Origin of the sequence: Pantoea sp. USHLN256 (genome assembly GCF_037149875.1) — a bacterium.
GTDB lineage: Bacteria > Pseudomonadota > Gammaproteobacteria > Enterobacterales > Enterobacteriaceae > Pantoea > Pantoea nemavictus.
Map to the genome: position 1 here is coordinate 1 of NZ_JBBCQO010000004.1, position 18675 is coordinate 18675.

The window sequence follows — 18675 nt, forward strand, 5'->3', positions numbered from 1 at the left end:
ACCATGGCTGTTTTCATCAGCCCAGACAGAGGTAATGACCGGCACTGGCGGGGCTGGCGGGGCATAGTAAATATCGTAAGGTTCGCTGGAAACACCCTGCGATTTCACCACGATCTGGTTGCGACCTTCACCCAGTGTGAGGTTATAAGACCAGTTGCCGAAATTATCGGCCTGAACGGTATCGATGCGTCGACCATGCTGCCAGATTTCCACCTCAGCAAAACTGCCGACGTTATGACCACGCATGAACAGTGTGTCGTCATCAGTGGTGTCACCATGAGCAATCTCACCATAGGTATTGTCGTCAGCCCAGACAGAAGTAATGACCGGTACCAGCGGGGCAGGTGGTGCATAGTGAATATCGAAAGGCTCGCTGGCGATTCCGCCGGCTTTTACCACGATCTGATTTAAGCCTTCGCTCAACGTCGGCGAATATGACCAAAAGCCTACATTGTTTGCCTGGGTTGTGGTAACAAAGCGGCCATTGATCCAGATTTCAACCTCAGCGAATGGACCGGCATTAATGCCTCGAAGTTGCGGAGTTGCGTCATCGGTGTTGCCACCGTTAACGATCTGACCATGACTGTGTTCGTCAGCCCAGACGTTGACGATGGCTGGCGCTGGCGTGGCTGCGGGATCAAAGTGAATCTCGAAGATCTCACTGGCGATGCCCTGCGTTTTAACCACGATTTGGTTCAGCCCTTCACGCAGCGTCGGCGTGTATGACCAACTGCCGTTGACGCTGGCAGCGGTGGTATCGACCAGTTGACCATTCAGCCAGATTTCTACCGAGGCATACTTGCCGGCGCCGCCGCTGATGACCGGAGTAGCATCATCGGTGGTGCCACCGTTAACAATTTGGCCGTAATTGTTTTCATCTGCCCAGACGGTGTGAATTTCGGGTGGTGTCAGGCTGGCGGCGGGGGCGTTCACCACCCATGGTGCGCTGCTGGCGTTTTCAGAGCGCAGCGTCAGGCTGTTTTCGCCCGGCAGCAGGTCAACAAAATAGGTCCAGTTGCCCTGGGCGTTAGGGATAACGTCAGTAATGAACTTATCACCTGACCAGAGCGACAGCATGGCGCCAGCAGGACCGGTGCCGCTAATGCGCACCTGCTGACCGGAGAGGGATCCGTTCTCATCAATCACCTCAAAGGTGTTGCCATCAAGGATCAGTCTGATTGCCAACTCAACTTCTGGGGCAGGCGTGTAGTTGACCTCAAAGATTTCACTGGCAACGCCCTGAGATTTCACCTGGAACTGGTTCAGGCCTTCGCTCAGCGTTGGCGAGTAGGTCCAGTCACCTGCACGGTTCGCCATGATGGTTTCGATGTGCTGACCGTTCAGCCAGATTTCAACCATTGCGTAACGGCCGACATTCACGCCTTGAATTTGCGGAGTGGCATCATCGGTGTTGCCACCATTCTCAATATTGCCGTAGGTGTTTTCATCGGCCCAGACTGCGGCGATTTCCGGTACGGGTAGGGCAGGTGCAGTGACAGTGATGGTCACCGGCTCACTCTGCTGGCCCGGAATGCGCAAGGTAATCGCGTTCTCACCGTGAGGCAGCGTCAGAACGGTTTGCCAGGTTCCGGTGCGACCTGCTGGCACGCTTTTAATAAAGGTGTCACCCGACCAGATCTCAATCAAGCGCGAGGCTGGACCAACACCGCTGAGGCGAATCTCGGTGCTGCTCGTGGAGCCATTTGGATCGATAACGTCACCGGTCATAAAATCGCTGATGCGCAAAATCGACAGTGGCTCGTCCACAGGCGGGGCTGGTGGCGCGTAATGCACTTCTACCGTTTCACTGGCGACGCCCTGAGTAACCAGATGAATACGATTCATACCTTCAGACAGGGTTGGCGAATAGTTCCAGTTGCCCAAATCATCGGCCTGCAAGGTATCCACATGCTGGCCATTCACCCAGACTTCAACTGTCGCATTGCGGCCGGCGATGCCGGACATCTGCGGGGTGTTGTCGTCGGTGCTGCCACCGTTGTTAATCAGGCCCGGTGTATTCTCGTCAGCCCAGATGCTGTGGATCTCAGGCGTTACCGGCACGGGAGCAGGGACAGTGATCATTACTGCTTCGCTGCGCTCGGTGCCGTTGCGCACGGTCAGCTCATGATTGCCCTGCGGAATGGTCAGCATCTGGCTCCAGTTGCCGTTCATGTCCGTAAAGACATAACCGATGAACTGGTTGCCGGCGTAGGCCATAAGGCGCTGATCGGCTGGGCCGGTACCGCTTAGCTGCACACTGTTACTGGTCGCGGCGCCGTTCGGGTCAATCTGTTCACCGCTCATCACATCACGCATAAACGTAATAGCCAGATCCGGTGCGACGGGTTCAACCGGCTCAGCAGCCGGCTGATAGAACACTTCCCACGGCTCGCTCTCTTCGCCGTTAGTGATCACGGTAATAACGTTGCGGCCTTCCTGCAGAGGCAGGTTCAGCGACCAGTTATTGAAGTCATTGGCAACGGTGGAAGTGACTTCCTGGCCGTTAATCAGCACTTTCACTTCTGAACCGGCCAGCGCGTAGCCACGTACGATAGGATCGGCATCGCTGGTGGTGGCAGCTTGATCAATGAATTCCCACGCATAGCTCACTTCGTCGTCATAAATTTCGTGAATAATCGGACGTGTTTCGATGGGGGCTTCAGTGCGGGTAAAGTTAAAGCTGTCGCTAAGGTCGGTTAATGGAATAGCGACTTTGATTTCAATATCGCCCACACGCGGCAAGTGGTGCGAAACCCAATTCCCCTCTCTGTCAGCGCGAACCTGGAAGCGCGTTTCATTGACATAAATGAAGAAAATCTCATTAGGAAGGGCAGTACCACGTACGGTGAATAAAACACCATCGGAGGTGCCGTTTTCTGTAACTACATCGTTATTGTCACCGTTCATTACAGTGACACTATCGATGCGGATAAAACGCTCACCTTCATTCAGAGGTGTCATGTTGTTTAGCGGCAGTGCACTATTTAACTGATGGGTTAAATCGCGATCTTTATTATTGTTCAATCCATTCATCCTTTTTACGGGGATTAACTATTACACGCTGTGCCGTGGCCGGTTCCTTGCGTGCAGACTTAAATCCCCGGCATTATCGAATAGCCAATTTCAATTCCAACAAGATGGGTCTTTGTTTGATGTTGTGGTGATTCAGGATATTGATATATATAGTTATATTGACGTGGTAAGTATAACTACGTAAATATGGCTGTAGTTAACAAATATAATTAATGATTGGTTGTTTTGGCGGGTATTCCTGGTGTTAATCAGCCATATCCTGGTTTGATCGTTTAGTGGCTTAAAACGATATAAAAAAGATGTTTGTGTTTCTTTTTTATAATCTAAAGAATGCGTTTTTGATGTGCGGTTTAGCAGTCTTGTCTGCTTGTCTTTACTAATTTAAATAAATGTAAATGGCCGGCGTAATAAAATGATGGCTTAAATCAGTAAATGTTATGTATTGACAGGTATTTCGGATGGGAGCCATTACGTCTTGCGTAAGATGTCACTTGCGGATATTCGTTGTCACTTGGCTATGGGGCATTCTTAACAAACCTGGTAAATAATCAGAAAACTCATTAAGAGTTATGCCGACGCGCGGAAGTCAATATGCGGGGCGGGCAATCAGTGCGGTGCCCACCCTTTTAAAGATCAACGTTAATCAGCATCCAGCGACAGTGACGATGACAAATCACGCAGCGCGTTAGCCTGTTCACCCAGTGATTTGGCTTTAGCTTCGAAGGTTTCAACTGCATCCGCGCCGGCCGCGAAACGCGCTGGTGGGTTCTCAAGCCTGGCAAGCTTAATAAGGGCCTCGGCTAATTTTTCCGGGTCGCCACCTTGTTTACCGTTCATGCCACGCCAGGCTGATTTTGTTGCCTGGGTTTCTGCGGCGTAGTCAGGAATGGACAATTCCGCATATTGGGTTGAGTCATCAGAAAGCAGTTCGGTGCGGAAGAATCCGGGCTCAACCAGCATGCTGTTAATGCCAAACTTCTTCACCTCCAGCGCCAGAGACTCCATCCAGCCCTCCACACCAAATTTTGCCGCACTGTACGCGCTGCAAAATGCGATACCCGTAATGCCCGCGGTCGACGATAACGTGATAATAAGACCTGACCGCTGGCTTCTCATCGCCGGTAAGACCGCTCGTGTGACGTTCATAGGGCCAAAGAGCAGGGTTTCCATCTGGTTGCGCACCTGGTTCTGGCTCAGCTCTTCAAAAAATCCGGCGTAAAAATTACCGGCGTTATTGACCAGCACATCAATCCGGCCGTACTTTTCAGTAACAGTTGACACGGCCTGTTCAGCGTCGGCAAAACGGGTGATATCCAGTTTCAGAGTGATGAGTGAATCATGTTCACCGAGTGCACTGGCGATTTTTGCCGGATCGCGCCCCGTCGCGACCACAGTGTGACCAGCGGCCAAGGCTACTCTGGCAATATCCAGACCCAGGCCGCGACCGGCCCCCGTAATCAGCCAAACTTGTTTATCTGTCATTAATGTCTCTCCATATAGAGTTCAAAAAACGGTAATTGCCGTTGCGTTCTTTTAGGTGTTTTACGTGCTCACTAAGCGTTTAGCTGCTGGCAAGATTTTGGCGAAAGAAGGGGGCAAGCTGACGGGCGGCTTTGTTAGCACCTTCACCATCATAAAGATCCATATGCGTGGCTCCGGGAATAATAAACAGCTGTTTGTTTGCCGATGCAGCGCTCTGGTTTAGCTGCTGGCTATGCCACAGCGATCCCGCTTCACTACCGGCCACCATGAGCAGCGGCTGCGTGATATAAACATCTGCGCCTGCAAAGCCGGTGAAAGAGGCGAGTGTGCTGATGCTGGTCATTAACATCTGATTGGTTGATGTCGGATAATGACCGCGAGGTGTTAAATAGTAGTCTGCGGCTTCCTGCAGATCGCGCGGAGCAGACGTATCCCCGAGCTTAGGCACATAATTAACGTAGACAGCGGCACCACCCGCCGCCTCAGACTCGCGCTGTTTAGCCACGGCTTCAAGGGTGGGAATCAGCTCAGATTCCGCGGTCTTCCCCTCCCAACCTTTACGAGTAGCGGCACCCACGTCTACCGCACTGACCGTCGCCAGCGCTTTAATCCTGCGATCGGTCATGGAGGCTTTGACGGTAATACCGCTGCCTGCGCACACGCCCAAAGCACCCATGCGGGTACTGTCGACATAAGGCAGCGTGGCGAGATAATCCACCGCGCTATAAAAATCGACGACCCTTTTCATCGGGTCATCAACAAAGCGTGGCAGGCCGCCGCTGGCTCCCTGGTGAGAAGCATCAAAGGCAAGAGTGATGAATCCTTCTGCGGCAAGTTTCAGCGCATAAAGGCCGGCGGTCTGCTCCTTAACGCCGCCGCCAGGATGGACCACCACAATGCCGGCGTAACGTCGGGCTGGGCTGAACGCTTTAGGCAGGTAGAGATTCCCGGACATCATGATTTCATTATTTCTGAACATGACGCTCTGAATGGTCACGCCGTCCACGCGTGTCGTCGTTCCGGAGAGCCGCGGCGTGGGAACCAGCGCAGCGCGTGTTTTCGCTGCCATCAGAAGCCCGGCGGAGGCGACTGAACCTGCAAAAATTAAATTACGGCGGCTTAGCCCGCCAGGGGTTTTGCTCATTGTCAGACTCCTTCAGGGATACGATGACGGCTTCACGACGGGGGGACGTTAATGTGTCGTTTCTGTCAGTCATCGTACTGCCTGCAGGATTAAGTGATTAGACGCTTAATTTTGCATGAGCTTAGAAGGCTATTTTCTTAATCCTGACCTGGACGGTGAGAATTAGCGCCTGCGGTAGCGCAGGGCGTCCAGCACCAGCTGGAAAGCGGGGGAGTGCTGCCGACGGCTGGGATAATAAAGATGATAGGCCGGTCGGGGCGGGCACCAGTCAGCAAGTACCCGGATCAGCTGACCCTTCTCAAGCAACGCCTCAACGCTATCCTCAGGAAGATAAGCGAGTCCGATCCCATCCAGCGCGGCCTGCAGCATCATATTGATGGTGCTAAACGTCCCCCGACCATTAACACGCACCTTGATCTCGCTGCCGTGCTGATAAAATTCCCATGCATAAAAACCGCCATGCGTCGGTAACCGTAAGCGGATACAGCTGTGGGCATTGAGATCGCGCGGAGTCAGCGGCAAGGGTTTATCAGCAAAATAAGCGGGCGAACCCACGACGGCAAAGCGGGAGTCTGCTGCGAGAGGGACAGAGATCATATCTTTATCGACCTGCTCACCGAGCCTTACGCCAGCATCATAACGTTCGGCGACAATATCTTTGAGGCCGTACTCACTGATGATTTCGATATTGATATCCGGATATTCCTGCAGCACCGGGGCAAGCCTTGGCCAGAGAAGCGTTTCGGCTGCATGCTCTACGGCGGTAATGCGTACTGTACCGGCTGGCTTTTCCCGCATTCCGCTTAGCGATGCAATTTCATATTCAATATCATCGAAATGTGGACCGATACGGTTGAGCAGGCGCTCGCCGGCTTCCGTCACAGACACACTTCTGGTGGTACGTGTCAGGAGGCGCAACCCTAAATGCGCTTCAAGCGTTCTGATGGTGTAGCTCAGAGCGGATTGCGATACGCCCAGCTGAGCCGCGGCTCTGGTGAAGCTTTGCTCGCGCGCAACGGCGATAAAAGCCTGGTAATCGCTGATATTCTTCCGGCGCATTGATAACCCTGTTTTGTTAATCTGCGCTGAATATACCATTCAATAATTTAATTGAGCGCGCTGATATTTATGATGGCTATGAATTAAAGCGTCATCACCCGATAAGTAACGTTATTGAAGAATTTATGTCCCCTCTGTAACGCCAGTACGCCTATTTCCCCGTTTGTGAAAGTCCGCGATGATGCGCCTCCGTTACGTTCCGGCCATAACGCATTGAGGTTACGTCCAGCTATTTGGCTTGCCTTTTTTCATTTGCAGTTCTTCCACAAGGGTATGTTATGCAAAATAAAAGCTCACTGCTTTTACTCGCGCTGTCTGTCGCCGTTTTCGGCGTGATCACCACCGAAATCGCCATCATTGGCCTGTTACCAAAACTGGTCTCACAGCTGCACGTGACGCCCACGCAGGTCGGCTTCCTCGTCAGTATTTATGCCATCATCGTGGCCATCACCGGACCGTTTATTACCCTGATGCTGTCAGGTTTTAATAAGAAAACGGTGCTGCTGAGCATTCTGGTGGTGTTCATTATTTCCAACCTGATCTATGCCACCACCGACGTGTTTAATCTGATGCTGCTATTTCGCATTCTGCCGGCGCTGGCGCATGCGGTTTTCTTCGCCGTTGCGCTGGTGGTGGCCGCCAGCTCGGTGCCGAAAGAAAAAGCCGCTGGCGCAGCTGCCAAGGTATTTGCCGGGGTGGCGATCGGTCTGGTGCTGGGCGTTCCGCTGAGTTCACTCATTGCGGATCATCTTTCGCTGGCGGCCGCGTTCTACTTCGGCGCCGCTGCCTGTGTAGTGGCTTTCGTTGGCGTCCTGCTCTTCATGCCTTCAATGCCGGCGAAACATAAAGTGTCTTATGCCAGCCAGGTTTCCGTGCTGCGCAATGGCAAGCTGTGGCTGACCATCTCCACCGTTACGCTGGTGTTTGCCGCGATGTTCTCCGGCTTCAGCTACGTTGCTGATTATCTGGCGCGAGTGACGCATCTCAGCAATAACGCCATCAGCGCAATGCTCATCCTGTTTGGCCTGTGTGGTTTCACCGGTAACTTTGTCTTCAGCAGCTTGCTGCAGAAAAACGTGGTGAAAACCACCCATGTCTATCCGCTGCTTTACACGCTGGTTTTCCTGCTGGTGTGGTTGCTGGGCTTTTCGCCGCTGGCGATGTGTCTGCTGACCGTATTCTGGGGTGCATTTCACTCATCCGGGCTGGTGGTCAGCCAGACCTGGCTGATGCGTGAAGCCAGCGAGGCCCCAGAGTTTGCTAACAGCCTGTACATGTCATTTTCTAACCTGGGGATCACGCTTGGCTCGCTGACGGGCGGATGGTTTATTGCCCGCCTCGGTACCCACTCCGTGGTGCTCAGCAGCGTGATCTTTGCTCTGCTGGCGTTCGCCAGCATCGTCATCAAGCACCGCGCTGATGTGAAAACGGCACCTGTTGCGCAAGAGCTGGCGTAAGCATAGCCGCATTAATGTAGAACTTATGGAACATCTGTTCGGAACAGACAGGTGTTCCCTAACCTGCTCACGGCACCCATCATGGAGGTGTCTACTGAAAGGAGCAAAATATGGACAAATTGTTTACCTCATACCCGCTCGGTGACATCACGCTGAACAATCGGGTGGTGATGGCCCCGATGACACGTTCACGGGCAAGGGCGGGGGATACCGCTGACGAGTTGACGGCGAAGTACTATCAGCAGCGGGCCTCGGCGGGCCTCATTATCACCGAGGGGGCGCAGATCTCCGTGCAGGGTCAAGGCTATCTCTTCACGCCGGGCATTTTTAATGACGAACAGGTGAAGGGCTGGGAAAAAACCACCCGTGCCGTGCACGCGGCGGGCGGCAGGATTTACCTGCAGCTCTGGCACGTTGGGCGCATCTCTCATACCAGCCTGCAGCAGGATGGTCAGCTCCCCGTCAGCGCTGTTGCCGTCAGGGCAGAAAATTCAACCTGCTATGCGCGCGATGAGCAGGGAAATGCCGGTCCAGTGCCGGTGTCTTCGCCGCGTGCGCTGACCCCGGCAGAAATCAGCGCTGTGGTTCAGGACTACGTCAACGCGGCAAAAAATGCCATCCGCGCGGGCTTTGACGGCGTTGAAATTCATGCCGCCAACGGCTATCTGCTGGAGCAGTTCATTAACGGCGGACTGAACACCCGAACCGATGAGTACGGCGGCCCGCAGCATGAAAACCGTCTGCGCTTCGTGCTTGAGGTAACCGACGCGGTACCGCAGGCCATTGGCGCAGATAAAACCGGCATCCGGCTGGCGCCTTTTGGTCGCCTGTTTGATATGCACGCCTTTCCGGGTGAAGAGGAGACCTGGCTGCTGCTGGCTAAAAACTCAGCAGCCGTTCTCTGGCCTATGTGCACCTCAGCGATCAGCAGACGCTGGGTGAGCAGGCCATCCCCGCCGGTTTCATTGAGAAATTCCGCGCCGCCTATGACGGCACGCTGATCATCGCCGGCGGCTTTGATAAGGCGCTTGCCGAAAGCTACCTGCAGCAGGGCAAGGCCGATCTGATTGCATTCGGGCGGCCTTATATTGCCAACCCGGATCTGGTGGAAAGGATGGCGAACGGCTGGCCACTGAGTGAAGTCAACCCGGCTACGATGTACGGTGGTTCGGAAGAGGGCTATACCGACTACCCTGCGTACCAGCAACTCGCCTGATCAGTCGAGCGCGCCGTCTTCTGCCGCCTGAACCAGCGTGTCCACGACATAGCGGATTTTAGGCAGCAGCTGACGGCTTTTTGGCCAGAGCGCGCTGATGGGCATCTCTCCACCGGAGTGGCCCGGCAGAACTTCCTGCAGTTCGCCACTTGCCAGATAGTCACCGACCAGCCATATCGGCAGCTGCGACAGACCACATCCCGCCAGGGTGGCGGTCAGCATCGCATCGCCGTCGGCAAATTCATGGGTGGCAGGCGGTATGAACCGCGTTATCTCTCCCTCCGCGTCCTTCAGCAGCCAGGAAATGGGCTGATTGCGGCGAAACCCGACCACGCACTGATGTTCGCTTAACGCGTCCGCCGTGACCGGCGTGCCATGATAAAGCAGGTAGTCTGGTGAGGCGCAGATCACCAGTTTCTGGGTCGTCAGCCTGCGGGCGACCAGACCGCTGCTGTCGGCCAGCTCACCAATGCGAATAACCAGATCAATGCCTTCCTCGATAAGATCGACAAACCGCTCGCTGAAGGTCACCGTCAGGGCGAGCTCAGGATAGTTGCGCGTAATCTGCAGCAGGACGGGCAATATACGCTGCCGCCCGAAGGCGGCGGGTAAATCCACCCGGAGTCTGCCGGCGGGCTGGCAGATATGAGACGTCAGCTCGGCCTCCGCCTGCTCCAGAATATCAATGGCGTTCTGGCAGCTGTTCAGAAATCGCTCGCCGTCCGGCGTCAGGCTGAGGCGGCGCGTGGAACGCTGAAAAAGCTTAAGGCCGAGGCGATCCTCAAGCCGGCTGACGCTTTTGCCTACCGCGGATTTGGTCAGCCCCAGACGCTCAGCGGCAGCGGTAAAGCTGCCCAGCTGCGCCGTGGTGACAAATGCGGTGATCCCGCCCAGATGATCGGTTTTTCTCATGGTTTATCTTCGTGTCTCTGACAGGTTTGCCTGGTTTACCGACGCTACCATACACCGAATGTCGTCGGTTAATTATAGAATCTATGTCTACACAGATCCGAGTGAAAGCGGATTTATCATCATGGGGAAAACAATCATAGTGATTTCCGAACTTACTGTTTCGCCACGTAACCACTGAAACGAGGCTAAGGAAATCTTCATGAAAGACGCGAACATCCCTCTGTCACTGCTGGATCTGGCTCCGATTACCGAAGGCCACAGCCTGGCTGACGCTATCCACAACAGCGTGCGTCTGGCCAGAGCGGCTGAAGACGCCGGTTATCATCGCTTCTGGATGGCCGAACATCACAATATGGTGGATATCGCCAGCGCCGCCACAACGGTGATCCTGAGCCACATTGGTGCCCGCACCGATAAAATCCGCATCGGCTCGGGCGGCATTATGCTGCCGAATCACGCGCCGCTCGTCGTCGCTGAACAGTTTGGTACGCTTGAAACCCTTTATCCGGGCCGCGTGGATCTGGGGCTGGGACGCGCGCCCGGTACCGATCAGGAAACGCTGCAGGCGCTGCGGCGTGAGAGTCGGGCAAGAGGTCTGGACTTCCCCGACATGCTGGAAGAGCTGCAGCATTTTCTCGCCGAGCCGCGTCCCGGCCAGCGCGTGACGGCGGTACCGGGTGCCGGACTGCGTATTCCGCTCTGGCTGCTGGGTTCCAGTACTTTCAGCGCTCAGCTGGCGGCACAGAAAGGTCTGCCGCTGGTTTTCGCCTCTCACTTTGCGCCCGATGCCATGCTGGCAGCCATTGATACCTATCGGGCCGGTTTTAAGCCGTCAGAAACCCTCAATGCGCCTTACGTCATGGTGTGCGTAAACGTTGTGGCGGCGGAAACGCAGAAAGAGGCTGACCGGCTGGCCACCACCGAGTTGCAGAAGTTCGTCAACCTGGGACGCGGCGTAGATATGAAGCTGCCCAAACCCGTTGATGACATGAATACGCTATGGCACCCGACCGAGGCGCAGCGGGTGCTGACTCAGTTACGCGAATCGATATGGGGCACGCCTGATGTGGTGCGTGCCGGACTTCAGGATCTGGTGCGCCGCACCGGCGCAGATGAAATCATGGTGAACTCCTGGATCCACGACGCCGATGCGCGTATCCGTTCGCATCAACTGATCGCGGGCTGTTGGAATAGCTGAGGAGGGGGAGCTGTGCCTGCGTCAGCCTCACAGCAGCGTTAGCTGAGCGGTAAGTCAGTAATTTAATTCAGTCGCTATCAAACATTAATCTCTCAGGAGAACGTTATGACACCCACTAAAGGTTTTAAGCACGTCGGCTTTATCACCCGTAAAAAAGGACAAAGCTTTGAAGAGTTCATAAAGTACTGGGATGAGGTTCATACCGAAATTGCCCTGCGGCTGCCGGGGCTACGCGGCTATGTTCTGAATCCTGTGGATCGCGAAAAATATCCTGACTCACCCGTCGATGGATTTTCAGAGTTATGGTTTGACTCGCTTGAAGACGCAATCGCTGCGTTCAGCTCCCCGACAGGTATCGAAGCCTATGAGGACGTGCCCAACTTCGCCGACCACGTCGCCGTTACTTACATTACTGAAATCAGAAAGCGTTAATGTTTATCGTACTGCTGATAATGGACAGGGAAGGGTGTGGCGCAACGCTTACTTTTGCTTAAAAGCAGTAAGGAGAGTGTCGTCCCTGACAGGTTCTCCGGCCGGTATACGTTCGCACGTAACCGATGAGGTCATTCGCTTCGTCGTTTTCCGGCCGGAGCCGGACTACTTCCTATGGCATCAGTTCGTTAACGGTTAGTTCAGCGCTCAGTTCAGGCCCGCAAGGGTCTGCAGATACGGCACCTGCTTTTCGGCGACCTCGGGTGAATCAAAACTCATCAGCCAGTCTCTGGCCTTATAGATCTGCTGCAACCTTAAGGTGCTGTTCTCCGATTTCGCCATGCGACCAAGCTGCGCGAAAAGTGATGCAATGCTGATCTCTTTCTCGCACAGGGCCAGGCTCAGTGCCGCTTCGCCAATAATGGCGTGACCTTTCTCGTGGTTTTGAAATAACACAGAAATTCCTCCATTAGTACGAATGAATAATAACCTCACCCGTGACTGTAGACGTTCGCGGGGGAATCGCACGGCGCTTAATCCTAAAAGCTCAGGATTTACCGTAATTAATCAGCACTATTATGTATGCGGCGAAATTCAGTTGGCGTGAGAATGAATCGTTGCGTAAACGCCCTGCTGAAAGATTCGGGTGAATTAAAACCATTGCGCTGCGCCACGGTGCTGAGACTGTCTGCGGTTTGCAGGAGTTCTGCATACGCTTTTTCCAGACGCTGATTGCGGATATACGCAATCAGCGTTGTCCCTTTAACACGCCGAAACATTCTCTGCAGATGCCATTTTGTATAGCCCGATCGAAGGGCGATCTTGTCAATGGTGAGAGGTTTACTGAGACGGAGATTGATCCAATCCGTTAGCCCTTCAATAATTTTCTGCGAATTAACCACGGGATGTTCTCGCTTCTCAAATAAATTCCATCAATCTGCACTGAGATTAACTGGCTGATAAGTAGATGAATTAAATGCGGATGAGCCCTCATTCCTCAGAGGTGACCGGCTGCGTAAGGATATGCAAAAGTGTGATCTACCTAAATGTAACCTATAAAGTAATCGATTACATTCTTGCCTTACCTAAATGTAATCGATTACTTTTCTCTGGGAAGGTTCACCATGTCGACATCACAAAGTACCGAAGTTGTTATCGTGCAGCACCGGCTTTTGGTTCCCCGGCTCTCTCTCATGATGTTTATGCAGTTCTTCATCTGGGGCAGTTGGTCAGTCACGCTCGGACTGGTGATGACGCAACACAACATGTCGCTGCTGATCGGCGATGCGTTTTCGGCCGGGCCGATCGCCTCCATCCTCTCACCGTTTGTACTGGGAATGCTGGTAGACAGGTTCTTCCCGTCGCAAAAAGTGATGGCGGTGATGAACCTGGCGGGGGCGGTGATCCTGTGGTTTGTGCCCTCTGCGCTGGCGGCTGAAAACGGTACGCTGCTTATCGCGCTGCTGTTTGGCTACACGCTGTGTTTTATGCCGACCTTAGCGCTGGCCAATAACATCGCCTTCCACAGCCTGAGCAACAGCGATAAAAGTTTTCCGGTGGTCAGGGTATTCGGCACCATCGGCTGGATTGTGGCCGGCATCTTTATTGGTTTCACCGGCATTTCTGCCAGCACCTCAGTCTTTATCGTTGCGGCCATCTGCTCTGTGGCGCTGGCGATTTACAGCCTGACGCTGCCACATACGCCGGCACCGGCGAAAGGTATGCCACTGAAAGTGCGCGATCTGTTCTGCGCAGATGCCTTCGCACTGCTAAAAATCCGCCACTTTTTTGTCTTCGCACTCTGCGCCACGCTGATCTCCATTCCGCTCGGCACTTATTACGCCTATACCGCGTCATGGCTGGCCGATGCCGGTGTAAGCAACGTCAGCACCGCCATGTCCTTCGGTCAGATGTCTGAAATCTTCTTCATGCTGGTGATCCCGCTGCTGTTCCGCCGTCTGGGCGTGAAATACATGCTGCTGGTCGGCATGCTGGCTTGGTTTGTGCGTTACGCGCTGTTCGCCATGGGCATGGGCGACGAGGGCCGTGCGCTGATCTATCTCGGCATTCTGCTGCACGGCGTCTGCTACGACTTCTTCTTCGTGGTGGGCTTCATCTACACCGACCGCGTCGCGGGCGAAAAGGTGAAAGGGCAGGCGCAGAGCATGGTGGTGATGTTCACCTACGGCATCGGCATGCTGCTGGGCTCGCAGATTTCCGGCGCACTGTATAACCGCCTGATCGCCGGCCAGGCCAGCGCAGAAAACTGGGCAACTTTCTGGTGGATCCCCGCCGTTGCGGCGGCGGCGATCGCCATTCTTTTCCTCTTCACCTTTAAATATCGGGATGAAGCGGCTTGATTAACTGGAGGTGTACGTGAAAACGTTAAAAGGACCGGGTATTTTTCTGTCGCAGTTTATCGGACAACAGGCACCGTTTAATTCGCTGGAAGGTCTGGCGCAATGGGCGTCGGCACTGGGTTACAAGGCTTTGCAGATCCCCTGCAATCATCCGGCGATTTTTGACCTGGATCGGGCGGCAACCAGCCAGACCTATTGCGATGAGGTCAGCGGATTGCTGGCAACCTACGATCTTCAGGTGAGTGAGTTATCAACCCATCTTGAAGGGCAGCTGATTGCCGTGCATCCGGCGCATGACGTGGCCTTCGACGGCTTCGCGCCGGCGCAGGTGCGCGGCAATAACGGCAGGCGCACGGCGTGGGCGATTGAGACGGTGAAAAAGGCGGCGGCGGCATCGGCGAAGCTGGGGCTGCGCGCGCACGCGACCTTTTCGGGGTCGCTTGCCTGGCCTTATCTCTATCCGTGGCCGCCACACAATCCGGCGCTGCTGGAAGAGGCGTTCGCCGAGCTGGCGCGCCGCTGGCTGCCGGTGCTGGACGAGTTTGATCGTCACGGCGTTGACGTCTGTTATGAACTCCATCCGGGCGAAGACCTGCACGATGGCGTGACCTTTGAACGTTTTCTTGCTGGCGTGAATCATCATCCACGCTGCAACATTCTGTTCGATCCCAGCCATCTGCTGCTGCAGCACATTGATTATCTGCAGTTTATTGATATCTACCATCAGCGCATCAAAGCATTCCACGTAAAAGACGCCGAGTACCTGACTAACGGGCGCAGCGGCGTGTACGGCGGCTATCAGCGCTGGATCGATCGCGCCGGGCGTTTCCGTTCCCTGGGCGATGGCCAGGTCGATTTCAAAGGGATCTTCAGCAAGCTGGCGCAGTACGACTACGACGGCTGGGCGGTGCTGGAGTGGGAGTGCTGCTTAAAAGAGAGCGAAACCGGCGCGCGTGAAGGCGCCGAATTTATTCAGCGCCACATTATACCGGTGGCCGATCGCGCCTTTGATGATTTTGCCGCGCAGGGCGACCAGCAGGCGAGCGTGCGGGCACAGCTGGGTCTGGAACAGGGGAGTGTTAAATGATCAACGTAGGCATAATCGGCACCGGCTTTATTGGCCCCGCGCATATTGAAGCGCTGCGCCGCCTCGGCAATATCAACGTGGTGGCGATATGCGATGCCAGCCAGCGTGGCGCTGCCGCGCGTGCGGCAGAACTCAATGTGCCGCACGCCTACAGTGACGTGGCGACGTTTTTACAGCATGAAGGGCTGCACGCAGTACATAACTGCACACCGAACCATCTGCACGCCGCTATCAACCGGCAGATCATTGGCGCCGGTAAGCATGTGTTCTCGGAAAAGCCGCTGTGCATGACCATGGATGAAGCGCACGAACTGGTAGAACTGGCCGAAAAGGCGGGCGTGGTACACGGCGTCAGCTTTGTCTACCGCCAGTTTGCCATGGTGCAGCAGGCGGCGAGCATGGTGCGTTACCAACAGCTGGGGCAACTGTTCTCAGCGCAGGGCAGCTATCTGCAGGACTGGATGCTGGAAGAGACCGACTACAACTGGCGGGTGGATGCGGAGAAGGGTGGTGCATCCCGCGCGGTGGCGGATATTGGTTCGCACTGGTGCGATACCATCCAGTTCGTCACCGGACGCAAAATTGTTGAGGTGATGGCCGACTTATCGATTGTCTGGCCGACGCGCAAGGCCAGCCTTGCCGGTGCTGCCACCTTCGGCGCGCAGGGTGACGAAACGCAATATGAATCGCGCCCGGTGACCACCGAGGACATGGGCTTTGTGCTGTTCCGGTTTGACGACGGTAGCAAAGGCAGTTTCAGCGTGTCGCAGGTGTCCGCCGGGCGTAAAAATCGCCTTAGCCTGGAAGTTAACGGCAGCCTGGGCGCGCTGGCCTGGGATCAGGAAACGCCGCAGCAGCTGTGGCTGGGACATCGCCATAAAGCTAACCAGCTGTTGTCGGACGATCCCGCGCTGATGAATCCGGATGTGGCGGGCCGGGCGCGTTTTCCCGGCGGACACATTGAAGGCTGGCCGGATGCGTTCCGCGCGATGATGCAGCAGTTTTATCAGGCGGTGGAGCAGGGCAAATCGCCCGCAACCCAGGCGGCTGGGTTTGCCACCTTCCACGATGGGGCGCAGGTGATGGCGATTGTTGATGCCATTGTGCAGAGCCATCAGCAGCAGCGCTGGGTGCGCGTCAGCGCCTGACGCTTAGCCCGAACGGCAGCGCGCTGGTCGGGCTAACTTATTGTTCACGCAGATTTATGGTAGCCTGCGTGTCATCTGATTTCGTATGAGTTGCTGCCATGTCCATTCAAAAAATCGCTCGTCTGGCGGGCGTTTCCGTCGCCACGGTGTCACGCGTGTTGAATAACAGCGACACGGTTAAAGACAAAAATCGCGAGAAAGTGCTGCAGGCGATTAAAGAGAGCAACTACCAACCCAATCTGCTGGCGCGCCAACTGCGTACTGCTCGCAGCTCGATGATTCTGGTGATGGTCTCCGACATCTCGAACCCGTTTTGTGCCGAGGTGGTGAAAGGTATCGAAGAAGAGGCGGAGAAGAACGGCTACCGCATTCTGCTGTGCAACTCCGGCTCGGATATCGAGCGCTCGCGTTCCAGCCTGCAACTGCTCTCCGGCAAAATGGTCGATGGCATCATCACCATGGACGCCTTCAGTAAATTACCGGAATTGAGTCATCTAATAGCCAGCACGCCGTGGGTGCAGTGCGCCGAATATGCCGATGCCGGAGAGATCTCCTGCGTGGGCATTAACGATAGCGATGCGTCTCAGGAGGTGGTGCGCTATCTGGCGGATAAAGGGCGAAAACGTATTGCGCTGATCAATCACGATCTCAGCTATAAATATGCCCGCCTGCGCCAGCAGGGATATCTGCAGCAGCTGGAACAGCATCAGCTGGCGTGGCAGGCAATCGGTTATGCCAGCGAGCTGAGCTTCAACGCCGGTAAACACGCCATGATGGCACTGTTAGCCGGTGAGGAACGCCCGGATGCGGTGTTTGCGGTGTCAGACACGCTGGCGGCTGGGGCGATGGCGGCGATTCAGGCGGCAGGACTCAGTGTGCCTGAGGATATTGCCGTGGCTGGCTTCGACGGTACCGAACTGGCCGAGATGGTCACGCCGCCGCTGACCACGCTGGCGCAGCCTTCACGCGACATTGGCCGCCAGGCCTGCAGGCTGGTGCTGCACAAAATTGACCAACCAGATTCCGCACCGGAACGGGTGATTATGCAGGGGCACCTGATTGAGCGTGCCAGTGCCTAAAATAGCTTAGTGCGGCAGCGTTTGCAGCGCTGTGCGCAGGTTGCGCAACGATGTGGTGATTATGCTCCACGCATCTTTGGGTTTGTCATGTTCGATGATGAACCATTTCACCCCGCTAGCCTTTGCCGCAGGCAGAATTGCTGACCAGTCCAGCAGACCCTCACCCAGTGGCGCGAAGTTCATTTCATCATCACGGATACCGATCGAAGCATTGTCCTTGGCGTGGATGGCGTAAATCCGGCCCGGATATGCCCGCAGAAAACGCACCGGATCCTGACCACCGCGCGATACCCAGGCGGCATCCATCTCCAGCTTCAGGTTGTCACGCGAAGTGTGATTCAGGATGATTTCCAGCGCGGTTATGCCAGCATACTTTTTCATCTCAAAGTTGTGATTATGATAGCCCAACTGTATGCCGTCGTGGCGCAATCTGGCGCCCATTGCGTCCAGGCGCTGGGCATAATCTATCCAGCCTTGTGTGCTGTCTGGGCGATCTTCCGGTTCAATCCACGGCACGATGATGGTGCGGTTGCCGACCGATTTATTAAAGGCAACGGTCTGCGCATAATCGTTTTCCAGGGCAGCGAGCTGAACGTGCGATGACGTGACGGTGAGGTGATTTTTCTCCAGCAAGGCGCTGAGTTGTTTAGCGCTCAGGGCATGGGTGCCGACGATTTCGACATGTTTAAAGCCAGCTTCATGCGCCATCGCAAACTGCTTCTCGGCCGGACCAACGTTGCGCAGGGTATACATCTGCAGGGCAATTTCGTTATCCACCCCAGCGGCCGCTGCAGAAAACGAGCAGAGCGCAGCGGACGCCACCAGGCAACTACTGATAAGTAATCGGGCTAACATAATCTCTCCATAAAGTTAAAAGTAATCGATTACAAAGCTACAATAGAAAGTAATCGATTACTTTTAAATCGTCCTCAGTTTTTGCAAAAATGTGATGGAGTTCAAATCAGCCTGATTGAAACGACATGGCGTTGTGAAAGAGTGTAACTGATTCAATTTTAACGATTGATAAGGGAGAGAATTCGCTGAAAAGGATGGCTTAAGTACGCCCAG

General features: G+C 54.8%; 15 protein-coding genes and 1 pseudogene. 8 read left to right on the top strand and 8 right to left on the bottom strand.

Annotated features, from left to right (window positions below; genetic code table 11):
* The 4 genes from WFL93_RS11685 to WFL93_RS11700 form a co-directional block, all read right to left on the bottom strand.
* Nucleotides 1–3024 (bottom strand): hypothetical protein (locus WFL93_RS11685; protein WP_336778181.1); only part of this gene is annotated, 3024 nt, incomplete at its 3' end.
* A gap of 648 nt (nt 3025–3672) precedes the next feature.
* On the bottom strand, nt 3673–4515 hold the full coding sequence (locus WFL93_RS11690) for an SDR family oxidoreductase (protein WP_336778182.1): 843 nt from the start codon (nt 4513–4515) through the stop codon (nt 3673–3675).
* Between the two features lie 79 nt (nt 4516–4594).
* Nucleotides 4595–5659: an alpha/beta hydrolase gene (locus tag WFL93_RS11695; RefSeq protein ID WP_336778183.1), complete on the bottom strand. Its 1065-nt coding sequence runs from the start codon at nt 5657–5659 to the stop codon at nt 4595–4597.
* 162 nt (nt 5660–5821) lie between these two features.
* On the bottom strand, nt 5822–6718 hold the full coding sequence (locus tag WFL93_RS11700) for a LysR family transcriptional regulator (RefSeq protein WP_336778184.1): 897 nt from the start codon (nt 6716–6718) through the stop codon (nt 5822–5824).
* A gap of 278 nt (nt 6719–6996) precedes the next feature.
* On the opposite strand from WFL93_RS11700, the gene WFL93_RS11705 reads away from it, so the two are divergent.
* Nucleotides 6997–8175, top strand: coding sequence for an MFS transporter (locus WFL93_RS11705; RefSeq protein WP_049852003.1), 1179 nt, complete (start codon nt 6997–6999; stop codon nt 8173–8175).
* 110 nt (nt 8176–8285) lie between these two features.
* A pseudogene (locus WFL93_RS11710) lies at nt 8286–9391 on the top strand (alkene reductase).
* Here the strand turns inward: WFL93_RS11710 and WFL93_RS11715 are convergent.
* Nucleotides 9392–10303, bottom strand: coding sequence for a LysR family transcriptional regulator (locus tag WFL93_RS11715; protein WP_180822020.1), 912 nt, complete (start codon nt 10301–10303; stop codon nt 9392–9394).
* 199 nt (nt 10304–10502) lie between these two features.
* On the opposite strand from WFL93_RS11715, the gene WFL93_RS11720 reads away from it, so the two are divergent.
* Together WFL93_RS11720 and WFL93_RS11725 are read left to right on the top strand one after the other, a co-directional pair.
* Nucleotides 10503–11501: an LLM class flavin-dependent oxidoreductase gene (locus WFL93_RS11720; protein ID WP_336778185.1), complete on the top strand. Its 999-nt coding sequence runs from the start codon at nt 10503–10505 to the stop codon at nt 11499–11501.
* A 105-nt stretch (nt 11502–11606) separates the two neighbouring features.
* Complete coding sequence (locus WFL93_RS11725; RefSeq protein ID WP_336778186.1) at nt 11607–11933, top strand: EthD family reductase; 327 nt, start codon at nt 11607–11609, stop codon at nt 11931–11933.
* A gap of 207 nt (nt 11934–12140) precedes the next feature.
* Here WFL93_RS11725 and WFL93_RS11730 read toward each other — a convergent pair whose 3' ends face one another.
* A complete protein-coding gene (locus tag WFL93_RS11730; protein ID WP_007886457.1) occupies nt 12141–12389 on the bottom strand; it encodes a hypothetical protein in 249 nt (82 codons plus the stop codon).
* A gap of 107 nt (nt 12390–12496) precedes the next feature.
* Nucleotides 12497–12835, bottom strand: coding sequence for a helix-turn-helix domain-containing protein (locus tag WFL93_RS11735; RefSeq protein WP_336778187.1), 339 nt, complete (start codon nt 12833–12835; stop codon nt 12497–12499).
* Between the two features lie 222 nt (nt 12836–13057).
* Here WFL93_RS11735 and WFL93_RS11740 point away from each other — a divergent pair, with 222 nt between their 5' ends.
* The 4 genes from WFL93_RS11740 to WFL93_RS11755 all read left to right on the top strand — a co-directional run bounded on the left by WFL93_RS11740 (nt 13058) and on the right by WFL93_RS11755 (nt 17607).
* Nucleotides 13058–14293: an MFS transporter gene (locus WFL93_RS11740; RefSeq protein WP_336778188.1), complete on the top strand. Its 1236-nt coding sequence runs from the start codon at nt 13058–13060 to the stop codon at nt 14291–14293.
* 16 nt (nt 14294–14309) lie between these two features.
* A complete protein-coding gene (locus WFL93_RS11745) occupies nt 14310–15380 on the top strand; it encodes a sugar phosphate isomerase/epimerase family protein (RefSeq protein WP_336778189.1) in 1071 nt (356 codons plus the stop codon).
* A complete protein-coding gene (locus WFL93_RS11750) occupies nt 15377–16528 on the top strand; it encodes a Gfo/Idh/MocA family protein (protein ID WP_336778190.1) in 1152 nt (383 codons plus the stop codon). The genes WFL93_RS11745 and WFL93_RS11750 overlap by 4 nt, the downstream gene beginning before the upstream one ends.
* A 98-nt stretch (nt 16529–16626) precedes the next feature.
* Nucleotides 16627–17607 carry a LacI family DNA-binding transcriptional regulator gene (locus WFL93_RS11755; protein ID WP_049852010.1) on the top strand — a complete coding sequence of 327 codons (981 nt, stop codon included), beginning with the start codon at nt 16627–16629 and terminating at the stop codon, nt 17605–17607.
* Between the two features lie 6 nt (nt 17608–17613).
* On the opposite strand, the gene WFL93_RS11760 is transcribed toward WFL93_RS11755, so the two are convergent.
* The gene (locus tag WFL93_RS11760; RefSeq protein WP_336778191.1) at nt 17614–18462 is read right to left on the bottom strand and encodes a sugar phosphate isomerase/epimerase family protein; all 849 of its coding nucleotides are present in this window, start codon (nt 18460–18462) and stop codon (nt 17614–17616) included.
* Nucleotides 18463–18675: the final 213 nt, after the last annotated feature.